The sequence below is a fragment of the Ruegeria sp. AI3 genome, assembly GCF_056541245.1.
Genome location: NZ_JBQFYA010000009.1, coordinates 103,461 through 128,461, shown reverse-complemented (window position 1 = coordinate 128,461; position 25,001 = coordinate 103,461). Strand labels below are relative to the sequence as shown.

The window sequence follows — 25,001 nt, the reverse complement described above, 5'->3', positions numbered from 1 at the left end:
ATGGGCATCAGCACAATCTCGAGGCCGCACGAACGGCTGGCCGAAATGTTGACCGGCGAAATGGAGGCGGTGAATACGCTGATCCGGACCCGGATGGCGTCCGAACACGCGCCCCGTATCCCCGAGGTGACCGCGCATCTGGTCGAAGCAGGTGGCAAGCGCCTGCGCCCGATGCTGACATTGGCTGCGGCACGGCTGTTTGGCTATACGGGCGAACATCACGTGCGTCTGGCCGCGACGGTTGAGTTCATTCACACCGCGACCCTGTTGCATGACGATGTGGTCGACGAAAGCGCCCAACGACGCGGGCGGCCTACGGCGAACCTGTTGTGGGACAACAAATCCAGCGTGTTGGTGGGCGACTATCTGTTTTCTCGCAGCTTCCAGTTGATGGTTGAAACCGGGTCACTGCGCGTTTTGGACATCCTCGCCAATGCCTCGGCAACGATTGCCGAAGGCGAGGTACTGCAGATGACCGCCGCCACCGATTTGAACACGGATGAGAGCATCTACCTGCAGGTCGTGCGCGGCAAGACCGCGGCCCTGTTTTCCGCTGCGACCGAGGTTGGCGGCGTGATTGCGGAAGCCTCGGACGCGCAGGTCAAAGCTCTGTTCGACTATGGAGATGCCTTGGGCATTGCCTTCCAAATCGCCGACGATCTGCTGGACTATCAGGGTGACAGCAAGGCAACTGGCAAGAATGTGGGCGATGATTTCCGCGAACGCAAACTGACCCTGCCGGTGATCAAGGCCGTCGCGCAGGCCACCGCGGATGAGCGCATCTTCTGGGAGCGTACGATCGAGAAAGGCCGCCAGCAGAACGGCGATCTGGAACATGCGCTTGGGCTGATGAACAAATACCAGACGCTCGAGGCGACCCGTCAGGACGCGCTGGGTTGGGCGAACAAGGCCAAAGCCTCGCTCGAGGTTCTGCCTGATCACGAAATCCGCACTCTGCTGCGCGATCTGGCTGACTACGTGGTCTCGCGCCTCAACTGAGGCTGGTTGCGCGGCACCACCAATCGGGCTGGGCCGCGCCGATCTCATAGGCTGCGAAATGCGCGGCCTTCATCGACGGATAAAGCGCAAAACAGGTCGAGCCTGACCCGGACATTCGGGCCAGCAACACATCCCTTGTGTCCGCCAACTCCTCCAAAACGCGCCCGATTTGCGGGGCCTGGCTTATGGCGGGCTGTTCAAGGTCGTTTCTCTGGTTCGAGAGCCACGCGGCGCAGTCTTCCACGCCCGCGAATGAGGGGATTTGATCTGGCAATCCCGGATTGTCCCGCGACGCCATTGCGCCGAAGACCGATCCGGTCGGAACCTCGACACCCGGATTGACCAACAGGGCTGGCAATGACGGCAAAGCGATCCGATCCACCTGTTCGCCAATCCCACGCATCCGCGCAGCCTCGGCCGCCAAGCAGACCGATACATCGGCCCCTAACGCGGTCGGAAGATGCGGCGGGATATCAAATCCTTGCGCCGCCGCGTGGCGCAGCATGGCCGCCGCGTCCGAGGACCCTCCGCCAATGCCGCCGCCATGGGGCAGCACCTTGTTCAACGTGATATGGCCTGTCCAACCAGTGCCCTCGGCGGCTTTCCAGACCAGATTTCGGCTGTCTGTGGGAACCCCGTCGGCATGCTCTCCGCTCACCGAGATCGAAATACCTACGCCCGGGTCAAACGTCAGCTGATCGCCAATGTCGGCAAAAGCCACTAGTGAATCCAACAGATGATAGCCATCGGCGCGCTGGCCGGTGACATGCAGGGTTAGATTGACCTTGGCGGGCGCAAAGGCGCTAGTTGCCATTGGCAACCTTCAACGGATCCGCGCCCTCTTCGGACAGAACCGAATCCAGACCGACCTCGAGCTTGCGTCGGATGCGTTCGGGATCAGCCTCACCATCGGTGTCTTCGGGATCAACAAAGGACAGCGCCCGTTTCCACTGGAACTCAGCCTCGCGGGCGCGTCCGACGGCCCAGTAGACATCGCCCAAATGGTCGTTGACCACCGGATCCACCGGCATCAGCTCAACCGCGCGCTCCATATGCTCGACCGCTTCGTCATAGCGACCAAGGCGGAACAGGACCCAGCCCAGGCTGTCGACGATATAACCACTGTCGGGGCGAGCCGCGACGGCGCGTTCGATCATGTCCAGCGCCTCATCGAGTTTTTCGCGACGTTCGACAAGCGAATAGCCCAGATAGTTCAGAACCTGCGGCTGATCCGGGTTCAGCTCAAGCGCGCGACGGAAATCGGCTTCAGCCTGATCCCATTGCTTGAGACGCTCATGAGAAATCCCGCGCGCGTAGTGCAGGAACCAATTCGCGGCCGAGACACCCTCCGCCAGATCAATTGCGGTGTTGTAGGAATCAACCGCGGCGGCATAGTTTTCCTCGCGGCGCTGAAGATCGGCCAAAGCGACATGGACACTGGGAAGATCAGGCTTTTCCGCAGCCAGCGATTGCAGAACCTCAACCGCCGCATCGGTTTTGCCGGATTGCCCCAGAACATCAGCCCGGCCCAGTTCGGCCACGTGGTGATCGGTGCTGTCCTTGGGAACCGCGCGATACGCTTCGACCGCAAGATCAAGCTGGTTGAGTTCCGACAGAAGCTCGGCGCTCATCAAAAGGGCGTCGACGTGATCGGGCCGCAGGAAGCTGGCCGTGCGAGCATAGAGCAGAACGTAGTCCGGCGCGGCCTCGTCATTCAACGCGGCACCGACGGAAAAGAAGATCTCAGCCATGCCGTCTTGCGCCGTCACTACATGGGTAAAGGGCAGCGTTTCGCCGTCTGACAATCGGCTTGTATAGTCTGCGATCGATGGATCGCTTCCGGCCTGAAACACGTCGGCTAGGAAGGTCAGAGCATCCTCATTCCGGTCAAGCTGCGACAGAACCTCGGTTCGGGCCAGCGCGGCGCGGCGGGTGAACCGGGCCACGACCCCGTCATCGGCTGCGAAAATCGCCTCGGCCCCTTCGAAATCACCGATCGACGCCAGGGCCATCGCTTTGTGATAGAGGGCAAACTCGCGTAGCCCTTCTTGCGTTGTGACCGTGTCGAACTGCTCCATCGCCTTGGTCATCTCACCCTGACCAAGATAGGCCCATGCGGTCATCAGCCCATCGACCAAAGGACCCACGCCCTGCGTTTCGGGATCACGAGACAGCAGGGTCTCCCAATCGCCCTCGGCGATCAGGTTGGCGGCGATGGCAATCCGGGCTGCCTGACTTGGCAGGCCAATCTCTTCAATCGTCTGGGCGATGGGCAATGCGCGCTCAACCTCGCCCAGCGCCAGCCGGGCAACGACCACGCTTTCCAACAGCAAGGCGTTCTGCGGATCAGACCGCAATGCCTGCGCGTAATACCTTTCGGCGGCGGCATAGTCGTTTTCGTAGATTGCCTGACGTCCGGCCAAATAGGCCCCGGACCCGGTATCCGAAAATGCCGGGATTGCGACCGAGGATGAAAGCAGCGCGGCCAGTGCCACGCGACGAACCAGGGAAACCACCAAAATCCTGCCTTGCTATCGTTGACTGCACGTTAAGCTAGGGCCTCGGTCGGCAAGAGGCAATGGCTCAAGGTTCACGACGCCGCCATTGCACCGGTTTTCGCCTAAGAACTGGCCGCCCTGTTGCACGGATCAAGCAGGAGCGCCGTCCAACACTCAATGGCAGCTCATCAATAGGGCTTTTGGTTGGCTCACCCTGGCGGAGGATTTGGGTACCTTTCGCGTTTCATAAGGCACATGTTCGGTTTGAGTGACTTCAACTCATTCAGAGTGAAGTATTTTTGCGATTGCGCAAAAGACCGACTGACGGAATGGTGCTTCCAAACACTGTTGGCAAACCAGACACGGTATGAACATACGATGAAGTCACATGCGAAAGTTGTTGTGGTCGGGGGCGGCTGCGTTGGCGCCTCGATCCTGTATGGTCTGACCGAACATGGCTGCACAGATGCGGTGATGTTGGAGCGGACGACGCTAACGTCAGGGTCCACTTGGCACGCCGCCGGTTTGCTTGTGACCTTTGTACGGTCGCGAAACGTGTCGAAGATGACCATGGAAACCATCCGCATTTATACCGAGGTTGAGGAAAAGATGGGCGCCTCGGTGGGCCTTCGCAAAGTGGGCCAGCTGCGCGTTGCCAATACCGAAAAGCGCTGGGATGAGTTCCGGTCCTATATCTCGATCGCCGAAGCCGCCGGGGTGCCCTGCAAGCTGCTGACACCGGAAGAGATTGCCGAGGTGCACCCTCTGCTGAACCAAAGCCCGGATATTCGTGGCGGCATCCTGCATACCGAAGACGGCTATGTGAATCCCGCCGACATCACCATGGCGCTGGCCAAGCTGGCGCGCGATGCCGGGGCCAAGGTCTATCAGAACACCGAAGCCACCGCTTACGAAAAGCTCGAGAACGGCCACTGGAAGGTAACCACCAATCAGGGTGAGATCACTTGTGAGCATCTGATCTTTGCCACCGGTAACTATGCGCGCGAAAACGCGCGCCGGGTGGGTCTGGACCTGCCCTGTATCCCGATCGTTCACCAATATTGGACAACCGAGACCGTGCCCTTGCTGAAAGAACGCAAGGCACAGGGCCTGCCGGAATTCCCGATCCTGCGGGACGAGGATTATGGTGCCTATCTGCGCGAAGACGTGGGCGGCATCCAGTTTGGCCCCTATGAATTCACCAAGGACCTCAAGCTGTTCGCCGAAGATCGCGTGCCACCGGATTTCGGCGCCGACCTTCTGCCCGAAGATTTCGACGCCGTGGAAACCCAGTGGGAACGCGCCATCGAACGGGTTCCGACGCTGGGCGAGGTTGGCATCAAGGCCAACACCCGCGGCCCGTTCCAGATGACCCCGGACGAGCTGCCTCTGGCCGGTCCTGCACCCGGGCACGAGAACCTGTGGCTGGCCGAAGGGATGCCCGGCGGCATCCTGTGGGGCGGCACGGTCGGGAACCGTCTGGCCAAGTGGATCGTGGATGGCGATCCGGGCATGGACATGTCGGAACTCGACCCGCGCCGGTTCTCGGACTATGCCTCGAAACGGTGGACCATGGACAAGGTGCGCGAGACATGGGGCACCCATATGGATGCCCATGTCCCCGGTGAGGATTTCCCCGAAGCCCGCCCGATGAAAACTGCAGGCTCCTACGATCTGTTGACCGCGCAGGGTGCCGTCTGGACCAGCTTCAACGGATATGAATTCCCGCGCTGGTTCGCCAAATCACCCGAAGAGGCGATCCCCGAACACTCCTTCCGCCGCACCAATCATATGGGGTTGGTTCAGGAAGAAGTGCGCCGCACGCGCGAAGAGGCGGGCTTCATCGAGATGTCTCCGATGACCAAATTCACCGTGCGCGGGCCGGGTGCGGCCGGATGGCTGGACGGTCTGATGGCCAACAAACTGCCCAAGGTAGGGCGCATGACCCTGTCGCTAATGCTGAATGACAAGGGCGGGATGGATGCGGAATACACCATCGTGCGCTACGGCGAGGATGATTTCTACCTGATCTCGACCCCGAATTGGCAGGCCTATAACTGGGACCAGATGCAGCGTCTGCTGCCCAAAGACGGCTCAGTCGTGATGGAAGATATCTCGGAACAGCTGGGCGTGATCGCTCTGGCCGGTCCGAAATCGCGCGAGATCCTGTCGAAACTGACCGACAATGATATGTCGAACGAGGCCTTCCCGTGGCTTTCGGCGCAAATGGGTGAAGTCGGCTATGCCAAGGGCGTTCACCTGCTGCGCGTCTCCTACACCGGTGAGCTGGGATGGGAGCTGCACCATCCGGCGGGCTACAACCGTCATCTCGTGGATCTGTTGCTGAAGGCGGGCGTGAAACCGTTCGGTCTTGAGGCGCTGGAGTCCATGCGGCTCGAGAAATCCTACCGTGCCATCAACCGTGAGATCTGCAAGGACCTAACCCCGTATGAGGCCGATCTGGGCCGGTTCGTCGCAATAACCGAGAAGATCGGCGGGCAAGTAGTTGAACGAGACTTCATCGGCAAACCCGCTCTGCTGAAACAGCAGGACGCGCGCGGATACAACACTCTGGTCACGTTGAAACTGCCCTATTGCGATACCTCGGTGATGTTTGACGAGGGTGTCTATTCCGACGGCAAACTGATCGGGCGTGTCACCTCGGGCGGGTTCTCATATTATTGCAACCATGACATCGCAATGGCGCTGGTGCCGCAGAACATGACGGCACCGGGCACCAGAATGCAGGTGCTGGTCCATAACGAGATGCGCGAGGCCGAGGTCATCGACACCTGCGCCGTAGATCCCTCAAGCGCTCGCGCACGCGCCTGACAAGAACAACGGGGGGGCTTGCGACCCCTTTCACAAACACAAGGACAGGATTTAGCCAATGACCGATATCTCGACGAAAACGCTCTCACTCCAAGAGGTTAGAGAATTGGCGAAATCCGTCCTTGTGGCTGCGGGCATGGATGATCCGGGCAGCGACATGATTGCTGAGATCGTCGTCAAATCCGAACGCGACGGCCCACGCAGCCACGGTTTGCGCATGCTACCGGTCTACGCGCAGAGCTTTACCTCGGGCTATGCCAACCCCGCAGCCCACCCTACATTCGAGCGTATCGCACCGGGCGTTCTGCGTGGTGACGCAGACAATGGATACTACCAGATCGCTGCGGCCGCAGCACGGGACGAGCTGATTGCGATGGCCCGTGAAAACGGGATCGCCGCCTTCACCTGCGCCAACAGTCATCACCTTGGGGCGTTGCGCTTTGACACCGAACCGCTGGCCGAGGCGGGGTTGGTGGCTTTGGCTGTCGTCAACTCACTGTCGATGGTGGTGCCTCAGGGAGGCGCGCGCCCTGTCTTTGGCACCAACCCGATGTCGTTTGCCTGCCCGCGTGACGGAATGGAGCCCATCGTTTGGGATCAGGCGTCCTCGACGGTCGCGTTGATGGATATCCGCATGGCCGCCGCCGAAGGGCATGACCTGCCGCGCCCTGCAGGTCTGGCCCCGGATGGCCAGCCCAGCGCCGATCCCAACGCCATTCTGGAAACCCGCAGCCTGTTGCCCTTTGGCGAGCACAAAGGGGCCGCGATCGCCTTCCTGATCGAGGTCATGGGCGCGGCGCTGGCCGGGGGCACCCTCTCGGTCGACAATGCCGAGCGCGAGGCGCATGGCGCGCTGAACGTCAAGGGCGGCGCGACCCTGATCGCGATGGATCCGACGCGGTTCGGAAATGCCGCTTTCAACGACTATGTCACGCGCATCTGCGCCGAGATCGACGGCAACGGCACCGCCCGCATCCCCGGTGACGGGCGGCTGAAGAACCGCGCCGCATCTCAGGACGGTGGCGTCAGCGTCAGCACCGAGTTGCTGTCGCAGTTGCAAGACTTGCAGTAAGGGCTCGAACCAATGGCAAAGGTGGTTGTGGTCGGCGGCGGCGTCGTGGGTATCTCCTGCGCGCTGGCCTTGCAGGCCGATGGGCACGCGGTTTCGGTTGTCGAACCCGGACCCGTGGGTGAAGGGGCCAGCTGGGCCTCATGCGGCTGTATCGCCATCGGTGAGATCGTACCGCTGTCGCAGCCGGGCATGCTGATGAAGGTGCCGGGCTGGCTGTTGGACCCCGAGGCGCCCTTGGCGCTGCGTCCGTCCTCGGCGCTGCGGGTCCTGCCCTGGTTCGCGCGCTTCACCGCGAATGCGCGCCGGGCGCGAATGCGGGCCATCGCGGCGGATCTGGCGCGGCTGACCTTTGCCGCCACCGATGATTTCAAGGCGCAACTGGCCGATATCGGTCGGCCCGAGTTGCTGGTCGAAAAGCCGGTGATCAAACTGTTCGACGATGACAGCGACCGCGCCACCATGGCCGCCGCCTTTGATCTGGCCCGAGAGCTGGGCTGCTCGATCGAAGACATCCCCGGCCCCGCAGCGCATGAGATTGATCCGGCCATCGCGCCCGATTTCAAACACGCCGCCCTGCTGCATGACTGGAGCTTCGTGACCGAGCCAAAGGGGCTGGTCGAAGCCCTGCACCAGGCCTTTGCCAGCCGTGGCGGTACTGTCGTCACCGGCAAGGCCGAAGTGTTCCAACGCAGCGGGCGCAATGTGCAGGGCGTGCGCCTTGCAGACGGTCAGGTTCTGACCGCGGACGAGTTCGTTCTTGCGGCGGGCACACACTCGCGCGGCTTGGCGCAGGATCTGGGCGTACCCATCCAGTTGGAAGGGGTGATTGGCTACTCCACCGCCTTGCCTGACAGCGGTGTCGACCTGGCCCACACCGTGTTCTACGCCAAGGGCGGGTTCGGGATCACACCGTATGAGGACGCTCTGGCCGTCGCCGGAACCATCGAATTCGCGGATGCCGACGCGAAACCCAACTGGAACCGCGCCGATATTCTGGTCAAACGCGCAAAACGCGTGTTGCCGGGGCTTGGAACGGACAAGGCCGAGCGCCGCATGGGGCGACGCCCTTTCACTCCGGACACCCGGCCTATCATCGGCCGCAGCGGCCGATTGGCGAATGTCACCTTCGCCACCGGCCATGGGCAGTTGGGCCTGACGCTTGGGGCCACGACCGCGCGGCTGGTGAAGGATGAAATCGCGGGCCGTGCGCCCTCAATCGACATTCAGGCCTTCAGCCCGGACCGGTTCTAAGGTCAGGGCAGGCTCAGCTTTGCCATCCGCCCGCCATCGACCGTATAGACCTGCCCGGTGATAAAGCCGCTTTCCTCGGCGGCCAGAAACGCCGCCAAGGCAGCCACTTCTTCGGGCCTGCCGGTGCGGGCGACCGGGTGGATCTGGCCGATGTCCCGGCGAAACGCATCCGGGTCGGGCATTGAGTCAATGAAGTCGAGGTTCAACTCGGTGTCGATCCAGCCCGGAGCGATGGCGTTACAGCGGATACCTTCGGCCCCGTGATCCACCGCCACGGCGCGGGTCAGCCCGTGCAGCCCGGCTTTGGAGGCGCAATAGGCCGCGTGGCCCGGATTGCTGCCCAGCCCCTCGATCGAGCCGGTATTGACGATGCTGCCCTTTGTCTTGCGCAGATGGGGCAAAGCGGCCTGAATCATCAGGAAAGGCGCGGTCAGGTTGACGGTCAGGTTTTTCTGCCAGTCCTCCAACGTCATCTCTTCGACGCGGGCCTCCTGCATCATCCCGGCATTGTTGACCAGAACGTCCAGCTGCCCGGCGCGGGCGATGACCTCGGCCACCACCTGTGCAGGCGCGGCTGGATCGGTGAAATCGGCCGCGATCCCTTCAAAGTGATCATCCCCACCGCGCTGAGCGGTAAAGACGCGCGCGCCCTCCTCCGTCAGCCGTGCCGCGATGGCCTGCCCGATCCCCGAGCGGCCGCCGGTGACCAGCGCGACCTTGCCCTCAAACCGCCTCATGCGACCGGCTTCCCGCCATTGACCTCGACCAGCGTGCCGCACATGTAGCGCGCCGCATCCGAGGCGAGGAACAGGACCACATCGGCAATATCCTCAGGCTCGGCAATCCGGCCCAGAGGCACGGTTTTACCCAGTTCGGTCACGGCCTCGTCAGGATCAAACCCGCGCTTGGCAAAGCCCGAGCGCAGCATCGGCGTGTTGACCTCATTCGGGCACACCGCGTTGATGCGGATGCCCTGATGTGCGTGATCCATCCCCATACATTCGGTCAGCGAGGCAATCGCCGCTTTGGTCATGCAATAAAGCGCATGGTTCGGCCCCGGCGCCTTGCCGCCCCAGCAGGACGCGGTGTTGACGATGGCCCCTCCGCCGGTTTCAGCCATCAGCGGAATGGCAGCGCGGCAGATCCGAAACGGAGCCTCGACATTCACGCCCATGGACAAGCTCCAGTCGGCGTCCGAGGTCTCGGTCACCGGGCCACGGGTGATGACACCGGCATTGTTGATCACGATGTCGAGGCCACCCAAAGCTTGTTGCGCGGCAGAGGCCAATTGGTCGCAATAAGCCGGGTCGAGCAGATCGCCGGGTAGATGCGCCTCGGCCTCAATCCCGTCGGTCGAACGATCCGCAACCGCGACCCGAGCACCCTGCGCGCGCAGCTGGTTGACGATGGCCTGACCGATTCCTCCGGCCGCGCCGGTGACGAGGGCGTTTTTGTCTTGAAACATGTCTTAGTCTTCCCAGATTGCGACGGCCTGCCCAAGCAGGTCTCGGTTCGTTGTCACACCGAGGCCCGGCGCATCGGGCGGCAGAACGCCACCGTTTTCGATTGGGGCGTCGAACGCCCCGGTCTGGATCGTCACCATGTCGCGCGGATCCAGAACACAGCGCAGCAGCCGTTCGGGCACAGTCGCACCCATATGGAAGATCGACGCGGCGGACAGAGTTGATCCCACCGTGTCCTGCACACTGATCGTCAGCCCGGCGGCGCGGCAGATGTCGCGGTGACGTCGGGCATGGGTCAGCCCCCCGGCTTTTGAGATTTTCAGCCCGACGCCATCGGCCACATCCAGCGCCACCAGCTTGGCGATATCGCCATCCTCTTGCGCCAACTCGTCCAGAATGATCGGCACATCGCAACGCTGGCGCAGGGAAAGCGTCTCGCGCCATGTGGCACAGGGGGCCTCCAGCACGAATTCCAGCCCGTTCGGCAGGGCGCGGAGCATCCGCAGCGCGGTTTCCGGGATCAGGCCGCCATTGGCGTCAACGATGAAATATTCACCCGGCTGCCGATCCGCCAATGAGGCCGCGATACGTTCGGCATCCAGCGCCGGGCCGCCTTCGGAATCCACCGCACCGACCTTGACCGAATGGCCCATATAGCCCATCGCGCGGTGTTCCGCGACGCGGGCACGCATATCCTCGGGCGTACCCGCGTAGATCGAACTGATCGCGGGCAGACGATTGCCCGTCGCGCCGCCCAGCAGTTTAAAGACCGGCAGGCCAACCGATTTACCGAACAGGTCCCAACAGGCCAGATCAAGGGCCGATTTCGCGTGGTTATGGCCCAGCAGCGCCTCATCCATCGCGTCGTTGATCCGATCCACATCGCGCGGGTCACGACCGATCAGATAGGGGGCGATTTCTTCAACCCCGGCGCGGGCACCTCGTGCATGGGCGGCGATGTAGTTCGGGCCGAAGGGCGTGGATTCACCCCAACCCTCAGTCCCGTCATCGGCGGTGATACAGACGATGACGCTTTCAAACCCGGTGTAAATGCGCCCGCCCGACAATTCATAAGAGCCACCCGCATAGGGCAGGTGCAGTTCAAAAAGCTCGATCTTACGGATTTTCATGAGGTCACCTGCGGCGGGATCAGCACCAGCTGCCCGGTATGTGTTTTGGTCAGAAACTCTTCCTGCGCCGTCGCGATCTCGCTTAGCGGATAAGTCTTGGCGACCAGAGGGCGGATTTCCCCGGCCTCGATGTATTTCACGAGGTTTTCGAACACGATGTCCTCCTGAAACGTACAGCCCAACAAGGTGAGGTCTTTCAGGTAGAGCGTCCGCACGTCGATTTCACAGATCGGTCCGGCAATGGCCCCGGCGGTCGCATACCGCCCGCCCCGGCGCAGCACGTCCAACAGGCTGGGCCATTGTGGGCCGGCCACCAGATCGACCACCACGCCGATCGAGCCCTCCCCCAGTTCCGCCACCAGATCGGCATTGCGGTCCAGCACGCGATCTGCGCCCAAAGCCCGAACGGCCTCGGCCTTTGTAGGCGAACACATTGCGATCACATGCGCGCCGCGCCGTTTCGCCAGTTGCACCGCAGCCGACCCAACACCGCCCGAGGCACCGGTGACCAGAACGGTCTCGGCCCCGACGCTGGCGCGGTGCAGCATGCCCTCGGCTGTGGAATAGGCGCAGGGGATTGCTGCCAGTTCCACATCCTCCCAGTCGCAACTCACGGCATGGGTTTCCCGCGAAGGTGCGACGCAGAACTGGGCAAAACCCCCATCGCATTCACTGCCGATGGTCCAGCATTCAAAAGGGCGGTAGTCCACATAGGTCCGAAGCATGTTGCGCACAATCACACGCTCGCCAATGCGCGCCGGGTCGACCTCATCGCCTACGGCAGCAACATAGCCACAGACATCAGCGCCCTGAATGCGGGGGAAGGTCAAGGGCGTGCCAGACCAGCTGGCATCGTCATCGTCCACAGTCTCAAAACCTGAGGCACCACCGGTATTGGTGTCCTCGGTAACCGCCTTGGAGTACCAGCCGATCCGCGTGTTGATGTCGGTGTTGTTCACACCCGCGGCAGCTACTCGGATCAGAACCTCTCCGCGCCCAGGCGCCGGGACTGGCACGTCCGAGCGGTAGTCCAGCATCTCGATACCGCCATGGCCGGTCAGTTGAACCGCATGCATGGTTTCGGGGATCATGGTATTCTCCTTAGTATGAGGCGACGGGCGCGCCGAACAGCGTTTCGTCGGGGCTGACGCCCAGACCCGGCCCGGTCTGGCGTTGGATGTGACCGCCTTGGATAGTGATGCCGTTTTCGGGATCGTAGTTGCCTTCGATATAGGGGGCGGCGAGCCATGCGCCCTCCATCAGCGTCGGACGCACGGTGGATGCAATCTGCGTGCAGGCGGCGGCGATGATGTCCCCGCCCCAGCTATCATCGCAGGTATGCGGTAGATTGCGCGCTTCGCAGATGTCGCGGAAGGTGCGCATGTTCTGCAGGCCGCCGATCCGGGTGACTTTCATGCCAAACCCGTCAACAAGCCCGGTCCCGACGGCCGAGATCACGGTGTTCAGGTCAACGCTGTTTTCATCCATGTAGATGCCATGGGTCACCTGAGGGCGGATCTTTTCCAGGTCCTGATAGGTGTTGCAGGGCTGTTCCATGATGAAGGGCACATCCGGGCATTCGCGGCTGACGCGCAGCGCATCGCGCGTGGTCCACCCGCGATTGCCATCGACTGCAAGGCGCATGCCGGTTCCGCCGACAACCTCCCAGACTTTGCGGATGGTTTCGATATCAATCTCGACCGGACGCCCGCCGACCTTGATTTGCAGGCGAGGATAGCCCTCGGCCAACTTCTCTTTGGCAAGGCGCGCGATATCGTCCGGCGCGCCCACACCCGTCGCATAGTAGGACGGCACGCGATCGGTCTGTGCGCCGCCCAGCAGGTCGGCGACATTGACGCCCAGTTTCTTGCCAATCAGGTCATGGGCCGCGATGTCGATGGCGGCCTTGGCATAGTTGTGCCCGTTCAGCAGCCCGTTCATCCGGTGATGCAGGGCCACAGGCCACAGATCCGCACCGATCAGACCTTTTGCCATCGCCTTCAACGCAGCCCGCGCGCCCTCTGCATGCGCTTCGGCATAGGTTGGGCCGACCGGGCAGGTCTCTCCCCAGCCGGTCGTGCCGTCCTCAGCCACCAGCTTGACCAGCGTGGTGTCCAGCGCCCAGACCTCGGCGTTGGCCATGGTGTAGGGGCCGTTCTTGACCGGCAGATCATGGGCGTAGATGTGGATTTCCTTGATCTTCATATCCGTCTCTTTTTTCGTGTACCGGAGGCCCGGCCTAGTGAATATCGGCAGCTGCCAGCAACACGCGGGCACAGCGCATCGTGGCCGAGGTTGCGGCCTCGGCCCCCATCAAACGCGCGCTCTCAGTCAGGCCTTCGTGCAGGATGAACAGAGCCTCGGCCAAAGCCTCGACATCGCAATCGGGGGCCACGTGGATCAGCCGGGCGCGGAACATGTCGCGCACATGCTGTTTATGCGTCGTGACGGCATCGCGGATCGCATCACTTTCGGGGTAGGCCGCCAGCGCATTGCGGAACAGGCATCCGGTGTTTGAAACCTCGCGCAGCCAGTCCGCCAGGCGGGTCAGAACGTGCAACACGTGATCCGCCCCCTGGAGTTGATCGGTGCCGATCCAATCGGAATAGGCGGCATCGCGGTGATCCAACGCGCCTATGACCATCGCTTCGCGGCTGGGAAAATACTTGTAGAGCGTGCGCAGGGAAACATTCGCGCCCTCTCGCAAGGCTTCAACACCTTGGGTGGCAAATCCCATCTCTGAAAACTGCCGGTCAAGGTTTTCTGCGATTTTCTGCTGTGTCTCAGTCATGTCACAGTGGTAGAGCGATCACTCTACCTGCACATCACCGTTTGCGACACAGACTTTCTTACCAACGACAAAAAATGCCACCGGCGGGACCGGTGGCATGGAACAAGGGCGGGATGGCGGCAGGGTCGCGCCGCCATTGCCGGAGTTTTCAGTTACATGTTGGGATAGTTCGGGCCGTCGCCACCCTGCGGAGTGGTCCAGGTGATGTTCTGGCTCGGGTCCTTGATATCGCAGGTCTTGCAGTGGACGCAGTTCTGGAAGTTGATCACGAACCGTGGGCCGTCGTCATCCTCGACCATTTCATAGACGCCAGCCGGGCAATAACGCTGCGCAGGCTCGGCGAATTTGGGCAGGTTGACGGCAACCGGGATCGATGGATCGGTCAGCTTCAGGTGGCAGGGCTGGCTTTCCTCGTGGTTTGTCATTGCGAAGGACACGTTGGTCAGACGGTCAAAGGACAGCGTGCCATCCGGCTTGGGATAGTCGATCGGCTTGTGCTTGCTGGCCTCTTCGGTCGACTCTGCGTCGTTCTTGCCGTGACCCATCGTGCCGAACAGCGAAAAGCCCAGCGTGTTGGTCCACATGTCCAGACCACCCAGCGCCAGCGAGGGCATGAGGCCCCATTTCGACCACATCGGCTTGACGTTACGCACTTTCTTGAGGTCCTGGCCAATGGCGCCTTCGCGCACGTCGGTTTCATAGGCCGTCAGTTCATCACCGGACCGGTCGGCTTTGATGGCGTCAAAGGCGGCCTCGGCTGCGGCTTTGCCCGACAGCATCGCGTTGTGGTTGCCCTTGATGCGCGGCACGTTGACCATACCCGCTGAGCAGCCCAGCAGCGCCACGCCCGGAGCGACCAGCTTCGGCATAGATTGATAGCCACCCTCGGTGATCGCGCGAGCGCCGTAAGCCACGCGCTTACCGCCTTTCAGCAGCTCAGCCACCATCGGGTGATGCTTGAAGCGCTGGAACTCCATGTAGGGATAGAGATGCGGGTTCTTGTAGTTCAGGTGAACCACGAAGCCGACATACACCTGGTTGTTTTCCAGGTGATAGATGAAGGAACCGCCACCTGCGTTGCTGCCCAGAGGCCAGCCCATCGTGTGCGTGACCGAGCCTTCCTTGTGCTTGGCCGGGTCGATCTCCCAGATCTCTTTCATGCCAACGCCGTATTTCTGCGGCTCTTTGCCAGCAGACAGGTCGTATTTGGCGATGACTTCCTTGGACAGCGAGCCGCGCACGCCTTCGGACAAGAACACGTATTTGCCGTGCAGCTCCATGCCCGGTTCGGTGCCGGGGCCGTAGGAGCCATCTGCTTCCAGACCGAAGACACCGGCGACCACGCCTTTGACTTCGCCGTTTTCGCCGTAGACCAGCTCGGAACAGGCCATGCCAGGGAAGATTTCCACGCCCAGCTCTTCCGCTTGTTCAGCCATCCAGCGGCAGACGTTGCCCATCGAGACGATGTAGTTGCCGTGGTTGTTCATCAGCGGTGGCATCGGAGCATTGGGGATGCGCAGCTTTCCGGCCTCACCCAGCATGTAGAAGTTGTCTTCGTTCACCGGTGTGTTCAGCGGTGCGCCTTTTTCTTTCCAATCCGGGATCAGAGCGTCCAGACCGCAGGGATCCAGCACAGCGCCCGACAGGATATGTGCGCCCACTTCCGAGCCCTTTTCCAGAACCACGACATTCAGGTCGGCATCCAGCTGTTTCAGACGGATGGCCGCCGACAGGCCCGCAGGGCCTGCGCCCACGATCACCACATCGTATTCCATCGCTTCGCGTTCAATCTCGGCCATCGCGGGCTCCTTAGCTAACTTTCCGAATTGGCGCTTTTCTCATGCGGTCGGCGCAATTTTGTTTCTCGGCTGATTACATGGTGTGAAAGACTCAGGTCAATCGAAACACGGCGTAACAATGCCGCTATTCGACACTTCACGTGTTTGGCGAGTCGCCCATAAGGTATCTGGGACCGCTACCATGTGATTTGGCACGGTCATCGGGGTTGTAAAGGGCGCATTTCGGCAGGCTGAGGCACCCGCAGCCGATGCAGCCGTCCAGATTATCGCGCAATCGCGTCAGGGTGTTGATTCGCTGATCCAGATGGGCGCGCAGCGTGACGCTGATGTCTTTCCAGTCCTGCGGCGTAGGGGTTCGGTTACCAGGCAGGCCCGATAGAACCTCACGGATCTCGGGCAGGGTCAGGCCGAATTGCTGGGCGATCATCACAAAGCTCAACCGCCTGATATCGGCCCGCTGATACCGCCGCTGCCCGCCTGCATTGCGCCAGGGCGAGATCAACCCTTGCGCCTCATAGTACCGGATAGCCGACACCGCCAACCCGGTACGCCGCGCCAAAGCGCCAATTGCCAGACCTTCGGAAGCCGCCATTTCACCCTCGCAAAAATACCTTGACCTAAAGTTAGGTTTAGGAATTACGCTGAGTCGTGACAAGCCTGAAAAATGAAAGGACCTGCCATGATGGCCTCGCTTGAACACACCAACTTTACCGTCAACGATCCCAAAGCCTCGGCCGCCTGGATGCACAAAGTGTTTGGATGGGACATCCGTTGGGAAGGCGCCGCGATGGCGGGCGGCTATACGGTGCATGTGGGCACAAAACACACCTATCTTGCCCTCTACCGCCCCGAACACCCCGAGCCATCAAACGAAAGCAGCTACGACGTGGTCGGCGGCCTGAACCATGTGGGCGTTCTGGTCGAGGATATCGATGCGACCGAGGCCAAGGTGCGCGCGGCAGGTTTTACACCGCATAACCACGCCGATTATGAGCCGGGCAAGCGGTTCTATTTCAACGATGACAACGGGATCGAGTTCGAGGTGGTGCAATATGATTGAGATGTTGTGGCTCTGCACCCCGTCACAGCGGTGGCGCAGGAACAAGCCCCCGGATCACCGCCACAGGCGCGAACCGCCTCAGCGGAACGGCGCTAAGTCGCAAATCGACGTGTGACGCCCTCTTGGCCTCTTGCATTTCACGCTCCATTTAGGTCAGGTACTGAACGACCCATCATTCGCCCCGACGCTTTCCCCGCGGCGGGGCGGCTCAATTTATGCGTGGACAACAAGATTATGGAAAAAATTCCAATGACGCCTGCGGGCAATGCCGCGCTCGAGGCGGAGCTGAAAAACCTCAAATCCGTCGAGCGCCCGGCGATCATCGAAGCCATCGCTTCGGCCCGCGAACTGGGCGATTTGAAGGAAAACGCCGAATACCACTCGGCCCGTGAAAAGCAGGGCTTCATCGAAGGCCGCATCAAGGAGCTTGAGGGCATCCTGTCGCTGGCCGACGTGATTGATCCGGCCAAACTGTCAGGCGCAATCAAGTTCGGCGCCAAGGTGACGCTGGTCGATGAAGACACCGATGAGGAAAAGACCTGGCAGATCGTAGGTGAATACGAGGCCAATATCGAAAAAGGCCTACTGAACATCAAGTCGCCCATGGCCCGTGCCCTGATCGGCAAGGACGAAGGTGACAGTGTCGAGGTGCGCACCCCCGGCGGTGTCCGCTCTTACGAAGTTCTCAACATCGAATTCGCCTGACCCGGAGGGTCTGTCATGTCGGGGCCACAACCTGACCAGGAAAGCGAACGGCCAACCTCGCTGGGCATCTATGATCGCCCTCAGCGCCCGTCTGTGACCTCGATCGAGATTGCCGCCGGGGTGCTGAGTGTCATCTGGCTGGTGGTCTCGGTCGTATTCCTTGTTCTGCCCGACCAGACACAGGGTGGCGGGTTCATTGTGACCCTATTGGCGGTTTTCTTGCCGGTAGCGATGATTTGGGTTGCCGCAACGGCGATGCGTGCCAGCCGCGTCATGCGCGAGGAAAGCGCACGGTTGCAAACCGCGATTGATGCGATCCGTCAGGCCTATGTCGTTCAGCAACAGCGCGCCGCCAGCTCGTATGAGCCGACGGTGTCCAAGAAGCTGGACGAAATCGCCGCTGTGACGAAAAAGGCCGAGGACGCGCTTGCCACCTTCTCCAGCAAGCGGCGTGAACCCTTGCAGGTCGACCCACCTGCGCAAGGAGGACAGACCTCGCTGGCGCTGGGCACCACCGCTGAAGAGATCACACCGCCGCTGACCACCGATACCTTCATCCGCGCGCTGAACTTCCCCGAGACCGAGAAAGACACCGAAGGCTTCACCGCGCTTCGGATGGCCTTGAAGGATCGAAAAGCCTCCAAACTGGTGCAGGCCTCGCAGGATGTTCTGACCCTGCTCAGCCAGGAGGGCATCTATATGGATGACCTCCGACCCGATATGGCACGCCCCGAGGTCTGGCGTCAGTTTGCGCAGGGCGCACGTGGACGCTCGGTCGCGGCTTTGGGCGGGATTCGGGATCGTTCGTCGCTGGCGCTGACGGCAGCGCGGATGAAACAGGATCCGATCTTCCGGGATGCGGCGCACCATTTCCTGCGCCGGTTCGACAACATGATCGTCGAATTCGAAGCCAATGCCAGCGACGCGGAACTGACCGCCCTTGGTGATACAAGAACCGCAAGGGCCTTCATGCTGCTGGGGCGTGTGGCCGGAACCTTCGACTAGGCGGCAGGCACAGGCCAGCTCATCTTGGTGGCGCGGCTGAAGCCGAACAGGTGCCGAAATGGACCCGTCTTCTCAACACCCACAGGTTTGAACCCTTCGCGCTCGTACAAGGCCTGCGCGCGTGGATTGGTATCGATCACATCCAACTGCACTTCGGCCATACCACGTCGCTGCGCCTCAGCCTTGATGGCACAGAGCAGCGTTGTGCCAATGCCCCTCCCGCGGGCCCCAGCCGCGACAAAGATGCCGTCCATCTGGAACACACCGGGCTGCAGATCACGCTCCAACACGCTCAGAACCACACCACGCCAGAGCGCCCCGAACCAGCCATAGGCGCGGGCGAGGTCCGACAGGCTGCCGCCCGCCAAGCCGCCTTTGTTGGTCTTGAACCCCGCAAGGCCAAGCATCCGGCCATCAGCGTCACGCGCAACCAGCGCGAATTCCGGGTCGAGGGCCGTTTCAAAGAAGGCCAAACCTTTTTCATCCGGCCCCATCACCTTGTGCAGCTTGGCCGCAAAGGCCTGCCAGAACAGGGCTGCGGCTTGGGGCCTTTCAGCCTCACTGAACCCTTTGGAAACCGTGACCGTCACAGTCCAAAACTGCCGTAAGGGATAAAGCGCACCAGATCGCCCGGTTGAATGTGGCGCGCGCCGTCTTCGATCTCGACCAGCCCCTCGGCCCAGCTTAGCCCGCTGATCCGGCCAGAGCCTTCCGAGTGGAAAACCTCGACCCGCCCCTCGCGAATACGCGCGCGCAGATATTCGCGGCGACCGGGTTTCTTGCGTTTCTCAAAACCGGCGGGCACTTCGAAGCCCTGTGGTTCCTCCCACCCCTGCCCCGACATCTGGCACAGGGCCGGGCGAGCGAAGATCAAGGTACAGACCTTGGCGGCCACCGGGTTGCCGGGCAGGCCAAAAACCGGTGTACCCGACCACATGCCCAGAGCCAGAGGGCGACCGGGTTTGAGGGCAATACGCCATTCCTGCATTGCGCCCGCCTCGCGCAGCAGGGCCGAGACATGGTCCTCATCCCCTGCCGAAGCGCCGCCGCTGGTCAGGATCACATCGGCTTGCGTTGCGGCCTCATCCAACCTTACCCTTAGGGTTTCGCGGTCGTCGGCGACACGTCCCAGATCGACCGGCACAAATCCCATGCGGTCGATCAAAGACAGCAGCATTGGCCGGTTCGCGTCATATATCTGCCCGACACCTGCTGTCTCGCCCGGCTCGACAAGCTCATCCCCGGTGGACAGAACGGCCACGCGCAGAGGTTTGCGCACGGCCACCTTGGAAATACCGACCGCTGACAAAAGCGCCATGTCGGCCGGTGTCAGCTTGCGACCGGCTGTCAGGGCGACCTCACCCGCCGCTATATCTTCCCCCGCGCGACGCGTGTTTGCTCCCTGCTTCAACGGGCCGTGGAAGGCAATATGGCCGTCCTGAACCGTCACGTCCTCTTCCAAGATGACCGTGTCCACGCCTTCGGGCAGGGCCGCGCCAGTCAGGATTCGCAACGCGCGGCCAGCAGGCACCGTGCCATCGAACCGAATACCCGCCGCTGCACGCCCTTCGGTCAGCGGCATCACCTGCGCGCCTTCGGCAGCGGGGCCTGCGAACCCATAGCCATCCACTGCCGTGTTGGGCTGCGGCGGGTTCGAACGTTGCGCCACGACGTCCTCGGCCAGAACGCGACCCATCGCCTGCGCAAGCGGCGCAACCTCGGCCCCTGTGACGGGGCGCAAACGATCCCGCAGCAACGCGAGCGCATCATCCACCGGCGTCCAGTTCACCCCGGCGGGCAAAGCAAAACAATCGTTTCGCAATGGCGGAGGCGATATGTTCGGTTTGTCCTGCGCTACACCCAAGATCCACCCCTCCTCTGAGGCTGAAACGTTCAACTGTCTGTCCAATTCCTGATCCGTCATCAGCGACAGAGTCAAGGCAACCTGTTCGACTTGCCACGCATCCTTGATCCGATCTGGCGGCGCTGCACCAAGGTTGAGCGAGGGCCAGATCTCGACAAACGCCACCGGTTTATCCAGTGGCTGAAAGGGCCAAACGGCGATCTTGCCCGCGAAAGTGTGGCGGAGCCGGTTCAACACGGGCAGACCCATCATCACCTGTCCGCCGACGGTGCCTGCGCCTGCCATTTGCCAGCAGGTAAAACTGCCCTTGGCCAAATGCTCCACCGCGCGTCGATCCGGAAACGGGTTGTGATAGTCCTGTTTCGTGCGCGGCAGGCCAGCGATGTCGCGCCGCAGGCCATTCATCCAGAACGGGCCTTTGCCGCAAAAGCCCGAATTGATCTCCCCCGCGAGGTCAAAGCGGTTGTTGGAGCTCGGAGAGTCCTCAATCCGATCTTCAAACCAGTCCCACAGGACAAGCGGATCATGTGTTCCGGTGATCGCCTTGGCAAAGCCTGCGGGATAGCCGAAGGGGAAATCAAAGCCCAGCATCAGGCGGCGACCTGCAGACAGTTCAGTGTCGATCAGACTGTGCAGCCACTCCTCGGCGACCACCCGGTTGCGCAGGTAGTCCAATACCTGCACCGCGCCGTCGCGCACTACACAGCCCCAGATGGCATCTTTGCGAGGGCGCGGCCCAGTGTCGTTGCCACCGGACCAATCAACCATCGCAAAGCTATCGAAAAGGCTCACAAACCGACCTCGGAGAGGATGAAATCCGCAATGGCCGCCGTGTCGTTCAGATCGAACACGGGTCGGTCCAACTCCAGCGGAGTATCACTGGCCACAGCGCGGATCGTGTCATCCGACGGGGCGATCAGGTCATTGCCCGGTTCTGCGCGGAAGGCCTCGACCTTGGGGTGGCGTTCGCGTTTATAGCCCTCGATCAACACCAGATCGACCGGCGAGAGGCGGGCCAGCAGAGAGGCCAGCGTAGGCTCATCCGCGCCGCGCAGCTCCTGCATCAGGGCGACGCGTTGACCCGAGGCCAGAAGAACCTCGCTCGCGCCTGCCATTCTGTGGCGATGGCTGTCGCGACCCGGCTGATCGACGTCAAAGGAATGGTGCGCGTGTTTGACGGTTGAGACGGTGTAGCCGCGTGCGGTGATCTCGGCCACCAGCCGCTCCATCAGCCCGGTTTTGCCTGCGTTCTTCCAGCCGGTGACGCCGTAAATCCTCATGCCTGCTCCAACAGTTTTTCAGCGCGTGCAAGGTCGTCCGGTGTGTTGACATTGAAGAACGGATCGAACGGGTCTGCGGGAAAAAGCGCCTCGCGCCCGTCATGCTTGTCGGTCCACAGTACGACCTTACGCAGCCCGTCGTTCAAAGCGGCGCGCAGATCGTCACGCAGCGCCACAGGCCAGAGGCCGAATGTCGGGTGCCGATTGACCTTCTTGCCGCCTGACTTCAAGGCCTCGTCTCCGGTACGGGGCGTCGTGGCAAGGACCAAAGGATCCGTTTGACCCTGAGCCACCTCGGTCAGCCGCACCACCAGATCACGCGGGAAGAACGGCGTGTCTGCAGCAGCGGTGACAATACTGTCAGCCCCCTGCTCTGCCGCCCAATCCAGCCCGGCCAGAACCCCCGCCAAGGGGCCTGCAAACCCTTCAATCGAGTCCGGCAGAACGGGCAGGTTCCATTCCGCAAACCGCACTGCGTCTCCGTTGGCGTTCAACGCAAGGCCATCCACCTGCTGGCCGAGCCGGTCGATGACATGAGACAACAAGCTCTGTCCCCCGATCTGCAAAAGCCCTTTGTCGCCACCGCCCATCCGGGTCGCAAGGCCACCTGCGAGGATCACTCCGAGGGGTTTGGTCATACCATCAGCCATTGGCACTTTTCCGGCGATGTTTCTTGTCCTCGGCGGCCACGCTTGCCAGGTCCACGTCGCGCAGCAGGCGGTCCTCGCCTGACAGGCACACAAAGCGCTGCCCACGCATGCGGCCGATCAGGGTCAGGCCGACCTCGCGGGCGATCTCGACGCCCCACGCGGTGAAACCGGACCGGGATGCCAGAACCGGAATGCCCATCATCGCCGTTTTGATCACCATTTCCGAGGTCAAACGCCCGGTGGTGTAGAGGATCTTGTCCTCCGCCGTCTCGTTCTCGGACAGCATCCAGCCTGCGATTTTGTCGACGGCGTTGTGGCGGCCTACATCTTCCATATACACAAGCGGTCGGTTTTCACGGCAGAGAACCGTGCCATGGATCGCACCGGCCTCGAGGTACAAAGACGGCGTGCGATTGATCTTGGCGGCCAGATCGTAAAGCCACGAGGTCCGGACCGACACTTGCGGCAGGCGCACGTCCTCCAACCCCTCCATCATGTCCCCAAAGACCGTGCCAACGGCGCAGCCACTGGTGCGTGTCTTTTTCTTCAGTTTGTCCTCATACGAGGTTTCACGGGCCGTCCGCACCACTACGGTTTCAAGGTCATCGTCATAGTCGACCCGTGTGATTTCATCATCAACCAGCAGCATCCCCTGATTGCGCAGAAAGCCCAACGCCAGATACTCGGGATAGTCGCCAATGGTCATTGCGGTCACGATTTCCTGGGAATTGAGGAAGATCGTCAGCGGGCGCTCTTCGACCACCGAAATCTGGCTGACTTCGCCATTCTGGTCCACACCTTCGACGGCGCGCGTCAAACGGGCCGCGCCGGGATCGGGGGCGATGATGTAGTCCGAGACGTCCAGTTCTGTCACCAATTGCAACCCCTTCCCAAGACCGCTACTGCTGCTGCGAATACCATAGGATTTAGCCATGGCAGACGCCACATCCAAGTCATACTTCTGGAAAGGGTTTCGCGACGGGACACCCTTCATTTTTGTCGCGATTCCCTTTGGAACCCTGTTCGGGGTTTTCGCCGCCGAGGCCGGGCTGGATATCGTGCAGGTCGTCGCCTTCTCGGCCACGGTTTTCGCCGGAGCAGCGCAATTCACCGCCCTACAATTGCTGCAGGAGAACGCACCGACAGCCATTGTACTGGCCTCGGCCCTTGCGGTGAATTTGAGGGTGGCGATGTATTCAGCCTCACTGACGCCGTTTCTGGGGGCTGCCCCCATGTGGCAAAGGGCCTGCGCCGCCTATCTGACGGTTGACCAATCCTATGCCTGCTCGATCGTGCAGTTCGAAAAAGAGCCGAAGATGACCGTGCCGCAGCGCATGGCGTATTTCATCGGCTCGGTCACGCCGATCACGCCGTGCTGGATTCTGGCGACCTATCTGGGCGCGGTTTTGGGCACCCGGATTCCAGAAAGCTGGGCTTTGGATTTCGCCCTGCCGATTACCTTTCTGGCCATGCTGGGGCCGATGATGCGGACGCTGCCCCATGTCATTGCAGCCCTTGTGGCGCTGGTCGTGTCGTTGCTGGCCGTGAGCGTGCCGTTCAATCTGGGCCTGCTGATCGCCGGAACCGCAGGCATGATCGCAGGTGCTCAGGCCGAGGTGATATTGGATCGTAGAAAGGCGCACGCATGACGCAGATCGACCCCACCACCATGTGGACCGTCATTATCGGCCTGGCCATCGGCAGCTTTGCCCTGCGCTTTGTGTTCATCGGCTTTGTCGGAGACCGCCCGATGCCACCCTGGCTGCTGCGCCACCTGCGCTACACCGCCGTGGCGATCCTGCCTGCGCTGATCGCGCCGCTGGTCGTATGGCCCGCCGCGACCGAGGGCCAACCGGATGCAGCCCGAATGGCGGCTGCGGCGGTGACGCTGTCTGTTGGAGTGTTCACCAAAAACGTGCTGGCAGCGATCTTTTCCGGCGCGGCCACACTGTACGGTCTGCTTTATCTACTGGCTTGAAGCCGCGTCCAGCTGGTTCAGAGCGGCGTTATTGGCTGCCAGACCTTTTTGCAGATCGGCATCGTCATTCTCGCGATATTCTTCAGTGATGACACCGGGAATTTCGGCGAACTGTTCCGAAAGCTTGATCGGAAAGAAAGTCACTTCGATCTGCTCGAATCCGGGTACCTGCTGCAACAGCCGCGCGGTTGAATTGGCGCAAAAAGACCCTGCGACAGGCCCGGTCTGCTTGGCCAATTGCAGCGCGATCTCAGCCTGTTGCGGCGTCACCTGAATGGTCTGGATGCGGGCAAAATGCGTCTCGCGCGCGTGAGAGCTGCGATAGGCGCGCTCAACCGCTGGGGTGATGCCGTATAGAACATCATCCCGCACCGGAACGATATCCGCCCGGAACGAGCCTGCTGGGTCAAAAATCACCCTCTCGCTGGCACCGATCATCAACGAGGTATGCGCCCCCGAACCGGAGCGCGTGTTGATCATCGTATAGAGCGTCAGGGTCGACGGCCCAGGATCACGGTAGGACCTCGATACGATCTCAGCCTGTTCTGCCTGAGGGCGTTTAGAATTCGCGCAGCCAGCCACTGTTGCCGCCAAAAGGCAGGCGATCAAAATCCTGAACACGGT

Annotated in this window: 25 protein-coding genes; 9 read left to right on the top strand and 16 right to left on the bottom strand. The window is 61.5% G+C overall.

The window, feature by feature from the left end; genetic code table 11:
• Positions 1-999: a polyprenyl synthetase family protein gene (locus ACRZ95_RS14610; protein WP_170678705.1), complete on the top strand. Its 999-nt coding sequence runs from the start codon at positions 1-3 to the stop codon at positions 997-999.
• Here ACRZ95_RS14610 and ACRZ95_RS14605 read toward each other — a convergent pair.
• Together ACRZ95_RS14605 and ACRZ95_RS14600 are read right to left on the bottom strand one after the other, a co-directional pair.
• A complete protein-coding gene (locus ACRZ95_RS14605) occupies positions 992-1,813 on the bottom strand; it encodes a 4-(cytidine 5'-diphospho)-2-C-methyl-D-erythritol kinase (RefSeq protein WP_170678702.1) in 822 nt (273 codons plus the stop codon). The genes ACRZ95_RS14610 and ACRZ95_RS14605 overlap by 8 nt on opposite strands.
• On the bottom strand, positions 1,803-3,518 hold the full coding sequence (locus ACRZ95_RS14600) for a tetratricopeptide repeat protein (RefSeq protein WP_480555108.1): 1,716 nt from the start codon (positions 3,516-3,518) through the stop codon (positions 1,803-1,805). The genes ACRZ95_RS14605 and ACRZ95_RS14600 overlap by 11 nt, the downstream gene beginning before the upstream one ends.
• Positions 3,519-3,875: 357 nt before the next feature.
• On the opposite strand from ACRZ95_RS14600, the gene ACRZ95_RS14595 reads away from it, so the two are divergent.
• From ACRZ95_RS14595 to ACRZ95_RS14585, 3 genes are read left to right on the top strand one after another with little or no spacing between them, the layout of a single operon-like run.
• Positions 3,876-6,329: a GcvT family protein gene (locus tag ACRZ95_RS14595; RefSeq protein WP_170678699.1), complete on the top strand. Its 2,454-nt coding sequence runs from the start codon at positions 3,876-3,878 to the stop codon at positions 6,327-6,329.
• 58 nt (positions 6,330-6,387) lie between these two features.
• Positions 6,388-7,401 carry an Ldh family oxidoreductase gene (locus tag ACRZ95_RS14590; protein ID WP_170678697.1) on the top strand — a complete coding sequence of 338 codons (1,014 nt, stop codon included), beginning with the start codon at positions 6,388-6,390 and terminating at the stop codon, positions 7,399-7,401.
• A gap of 12 nt (positions 7,402-7,413) precedes the next feature.
• Positions 7,414-8,652, top strand: a complete 1,239-nt coding sequence (locus ACRZ95_RS14585) for an FAD-dependent oxidoreductase (RefSeq protein WP_170678694.1) — start codon at positions 7,414-7,416, stop codon at positions 8,650-8,652.
• Between the two features lie 2 nt (positions 8,653-8,654).
• Here the strand turns inward: ACRZ95_RS14585 and ACRZ95_RS14580 are convergent, their stop codons facing one another.
• From ACRZ95_RS14580 to soxR, 8 genes are all read right to left on the bottom strand, one after another.
• Positions 8,655-9,389, bottom strand: a complete 735-nt coding sequence (locus ACRZ95_RS14580; protein WP_170678692.1) for an SDR family oxidoreductase — start codon at positions 9,387-9,389, stop codon at positions 8,655-8,657.
• Entirely contained in the window at positions 9,386-10,117 is a 732-nt protein-coding gene (locus ACRZ95_RS14575; RefSeq protein ID WP_170678690.1) for an SDR family oxidoreductase, read from the bottom strand. The genes ACRZ95_RS14580 and ACRZ95_RS14575 overlap by 4 nt, the downstream gene beginning before the upstream one ends.
• Positions 10,118-10,120: 3 nt before the next feature.
• Positions 10,121-11,245, bottom strand: coding sequence for a mandelate racemase/muconate lactonizing enzyme family protein (locus tag ACRZ95_RS14570; protein WP_170678688.1), 1,125 nt, complete (start codon positions 11,243-11,245; stop codon positions 10,121-10,123).
• Positions 11,242-12,336, bottom strand: a complete 1,095-nt coding sequence (locus ACRZ95_RS14565; RefSeq protein WP_170678686.1) for an alcohol dehydrogenase family protein — start codon at positions 12,334-12,336, stop codon at positions 11,242-11,244. Before ACRZ95_RS14565 ends, ACRZ95_RS14570 begins: the two co-directional genes overlap by 4 nt.
• A gap of 10 nt (positions 12,337-12,346) precedes the next feature.
• The gene (locus ACRZ95_RS14560; protein ID WP_170678684.1) at positions 12,347-13,450 is read right to left on the bottom strand and encodes a mandelate racemase/muconate lactonizing enzyme family protein; all 1,104 of its coding nucleotides are present in this window, start codon (positions 13,448-13,450) and stop codon (positions 12,347-12,349) included.
• Between the two features lie 34 nt (positions 13,451-13,484).
• Positions 13,485-14,036, bottom strand: coding sequence for a TetR/AcrR family transcriptional regulator (locus ACRZ95_RS14555; RefSeq protein WP_170678682.1), 552 nt, complete (start codon positions 14,034-14,036; stop codon positions 13,485-13,487).
• A 152-nt stretch (positions 14,037-14,188) separates the two neighbouring features.
• Positions 14,189-15,835 (bottom strand): electron transfer flavoprotein-ubiquinone oxidoreductase, encoded by a 1,647-nt coding sequence (locus tag ACRZ95_RS14550; RefSeq protein WP_170678680.1) that lies wholly within the window; start codon positions 15,833-15,835, stop codon positions 14,189-14,191.
• Between the two features lie 136 nt (positions 15,836-15,971).
• Entirely contained in the window at positions 15,972-16,427 is a 456-nt protein-coding gene (gene soxR, locus ACRZ95_RS14545) for a redox-sensitive transcriptional activator SoxR (protein WP_170379057.1), read from the bottom strand.
• Positions 16,428-16,514: 87 nt separating this feature from the next.
• On the opposite strand from soxR, the gene ACRZ95_RS14540 reads away from it, so the two are divergent.
• The 3 genes from ACRZ95_RS14540 (at position 16,515) to ACRZ95_RS14530 (ending at position 18,605) form a co-directional block, all read left to right on the top strand.
• Positions 16,515-16,895, top strand: coding sequence for a VOC family protein (locus tag ACRZ95_RS14540; RefSeq protein ID WP_170678972.1), 381 nt, complete (start codon positions 16,515-16,517; stop codon positions 16,893-16,895).
• A 234-nt stretch (positions 16,896-17,129) separates the two neighbouring features.
• Complete coding sequence (gene greA, locus ACRZ95_RS14535) at positions 17,130-17,600, top strand: transcription elongation factor GreA (RefSeq protein ID WP_170379061.1); 471 nt, start codon at positions 17,130-17,132, stop codon at positions 17,598-17,600.
• A gap of 15 nt (positions 17,601-17,615) precedes the next feature.
• Positions 17,616-18,605, top strand: a complete 990-nt coding sequence (locus tag ACRZ95_RS14530) for a hypothetical protein (protein WP_170678678.1) — start codon at positions 17,616-17,618, stop codon at positions 18,603-18,605.
• Here ACRZ95_RS14530 and ACRZ95_RS14525 read toward each other — a convergent pair.
• From ACRZ95_RS14525 to ACRZ95_RS14505, 5 genes are read right to left on the bottom strand one after another with little or no spacing between them, the layout of a single operon-like run.
• Positions 18,602-19,195: a GNAT family N-acetyltransferase gene (locus ACRZ95_RS14525; protein WP_480555105.1), complete on the bottom strand. Its 594-nt coding sequence runs from the start codon at positions 19,193-19,195 to the stop codon at positions 18,602-18,604. The two genes, ACRZ95_RS14530 and ACRZ95_RS14525, sit on opposite strands and share 4 nt — an antisense overlap.
• Positions 19,192-21,237: a molybdopterin-binding protein gene (locus tag ACRZ95_RS14520; RefSeq protein ID WP_170678968.1), complete on the bottom strand. Its 2,046-nt coding sequence runs from the start codon at positions 21,235-21,237 to the stop codon at positions 19,192-19,194. The genes ACRZ95_RS14525 and ACRZ95_RS14520 overlap by 4 nt, the downstream gene beginning before the upstream one ends.
• 20 nt (positions 21,238-21,257) lie before the next feature.
• Positions 21,258-21,749: a molybdopterin-guanine dinucleotide biosynthesis protein B gene (gene mobB / locus ACRZ95_RS14515; protein ID WP_170678676.1), complete on the bottom strand. Its 492-nt coding sequence runs from the start codon at positions 21,747-21,749 to the stop codon at positions 21,258-21,260.
• Positions 21,746-22,387, bottom strand: a complete 642-nt coding sequence (gene mobA, locus ACRZ95_RS14510; protein WP_170678964.1) for a molybdenum cofactor guanylyltransferase MobA — start codon at positions 22,385-22,387, stop codon at positions 21,746-21,748. The genes mobB and mobA overlap by 4 nt, the downstream gene beginning before the upstream one ends.
• Before the next feature lie 4 nt (positions 22,388-22,391).
• The gene (locus tag ACRZ95_RS14505; RefSeq protein ID WP_170678966.1) at positions 22,392-23,282 is read right to left on the bottom strand and encodes a formate dehydrogenase accessory sulfurtransferase FdhD; all 891 of its coding nucleotides are present in this window, start codon (positions 23,280-23,282) and stop codon (positions 22,392-22,394) included.
• Positions 23,283-23,331: 49 nt separating this feature from the next.
• On the opposite strand from ACRZ95_RS14505, the gene ACRZ95_RS14500 reads away from it, so the two are divergent.
• Both ACRZ95_RS14500 and ACRZ95_RS14495 read left to right on the top strand, forming a co-directional pair.
• Positions 23,332-24,048: an AzlC family ABC transporter permease gene (locus ACRZ95_RS14500; RefSeq protein WP_170379071.1), complete on the top strand. Its 717-nt coding sequence runs from the start codon at positions 23,332-23,334 to the stop codon at positions 24,046-24,048.
• Positions 24,045-24,377, top strand: a complete 333-nt coding sequence (locus tag ACRZ95_RS14495) for an AzlD domain-containing protein (protein WP_170469111.1) — start codon at positions 24,045-24,047, stop codon at positions 24,375-24,377. Before ACRZ95_RS14500 ends, ACRZ95_RS14495 begins: the two co-directional genes overlap by 4 nt.
• Here the strand turns inward: ACRZ95_RS14495 and ACRZ95_RS14490 are convergent.
• Positions 24,366-24,998 (bottom strand): hypothetical protein, encoded by a 633-nt coding sequence (locus ACRZ95_RS14490; protein WP_170553704.1) that lies wholly within the window; start codon positions 24,996-24,998, stop codon positions 24,366-24,368. The two genes, ACRZ95_RS14495 and ACRZ95_RS14490, sit on opposite strands and share 12 nt — an antisense overlap.
• Positions 24,999-25,001: the final 3 nt, after the last annotated feature.

Excerpts from the sequence above, each read along its gene's own strand:
- ACRZ95_RS14610 (WP_170678705.1), top strand. The coding sequence starts at position 1 with ATGGGCATCAGCACAATCTCGAGGCCGCACGAACGGCTGGCCGAAATG.
- ACRZ95_RS14605 (WP_170678702.1), bottom strand. The coding sequence starts at position 1,813 with ATGGCAACTAGCGCCTTTGCGCCCGCCAAGGTCAATCTAACCCTGCAT.
- ACRZ95_RS14595 (WP_170678699.1), top strand. The coding sequence starts at position 3,876 with ATGAAGTCACATGCGAAAGTTGTTGTGGTCGGGGGCGGCTGCGTTGGC.
- ACRZ95_RS14590 (WP_170678697.1), top strand. The coding sequence starts at position 6,388 with ATGACCGATATCTCGACGAAAACGCTCTCACTCCAAGAGGTTAGAGAA.
- ACRZ95_RS14585 (WP_170678694.1), top strand. The coding sequence starts at position 7,414 with ATGGCAAAGGTGGTTGTGGTCGGCGGCGGCGTCGTGGGTATCTCCTGC.
- ACRZ95_RS14580 (WP_170678692.1), bottom strand. The coding sequence starts at position 9,389 with ATGAGGCGGTTTGAGGGCAAGGTCGCGCTGGTCACCGGCGGCCGCTCG.
- ACRZ95_RS14575 (WP_170678690.1), bottom strand. The coding sequence starts at position 10,117 with ATGTTTCAAGACAAAAACGCCCTCGTCACCGGCGCGGCCGGAGGAATC.
- ACRZ95_RS14570 (WP_170678688.1), bottom strand. The coding sequence starts at position 11,245 with ATGAAAATCCGTAAGATCGAGCTTTTTGAACTGCACCTGCCCTATGCG.
- ACRZ95_RS14565 (WP_170678686.1), bottom strand. The coding sequence starts at position 12,336 with ATGATCCCCGAAACCATGCATGCGGTTCAACTGACCGGCCATGGCGGT.
- ACRZ95_RS14560 (WP_170678684.1), bottom strand. The coding sequence starts at position 13,450 with ATGAAGATCAAGGAAATCCACATCTACGCCCATGATCTGCCGGTCAAG.
- ACRZ95_RS14555 (WP_170678682.1), bottom strand. The coding sequence starts at position 14,036 with ATGACTGAGACACAGCAGAAAATCGCAGAAAACCTTGACCGGCAGTTT.
- ACRZ95_RS14550 (WP_170678680.1), bottom strand. The coding sequence starts at position 15,835 with ATGGCCGAGATTGAACGCGAAGCGATGGAATACGATGTGGTGATCGTG.
- soxR (WP_170379057.1), bottom strand. The coding sequence starts at position 16,427 with ATGGCGGCTTCCGAAGGTCTGGCAATTGGCGCTTTGGCGCGGCGTACC.
- ACRZ95_RS14540 (WP_170678972.1), top strand. The coding sequence starts at position 16,515 with ATGATGGCCTCGCTTGAACACACCAACTTTACCGTCAACGATCCCAAA.
- greA (WP_170379061.1), top strand. The coding sequence starts at position 17,130 with ATGGAAAAAATTCCAATGACGCCTGCGGGCAATGCCGCGCTCGAGGCG.
- ACRZ95_RS14530 (WP_170678678.1), top strand. The coding sequence starts at position 17,616 with ATGTCGGGGCCACAACCTGACCAGGAAAGCGAACGGCCAACCTCGCTG.
- ACRZ95_RS14520 (WP_170678968.1), bottom strand. The coding sequence starts at position 21,237 with ATGGTTGATTGGTCCGGTGGCAACGACACTGGGCCGCGCCCTCGCAAA.
- mobB (WP_170678676.1), bottom strand. The coding sequence starts at position 21,749 with ATGAGGATTTACGGCGTCACCGGCTGGAAGAACGCAGGCAAAACCGGG.
- mobA (WP_170678964.1), bottom strand. The coding sequence starts at position 22,387 with ATGACCAAACCCCTCGGAGTGATCCTCGCAGGTGGCCTTGCGACCCGG.
- ACRZ95_RS14500 (WP_170379071.1), top strand. The coding sequence starts at position 23,332 with ATGGCAGACGCCACATCCAAGTCATACTTCTGGAAAGGGTTTCGCGAC.
- ACRZ95_RS14495 (WP_170469111.1), top strand. The coding sequence starts at position 24,045 with ATGACGCAGATCGACCCCACCACCATGTGGACCGTCATTATCGGCCTG.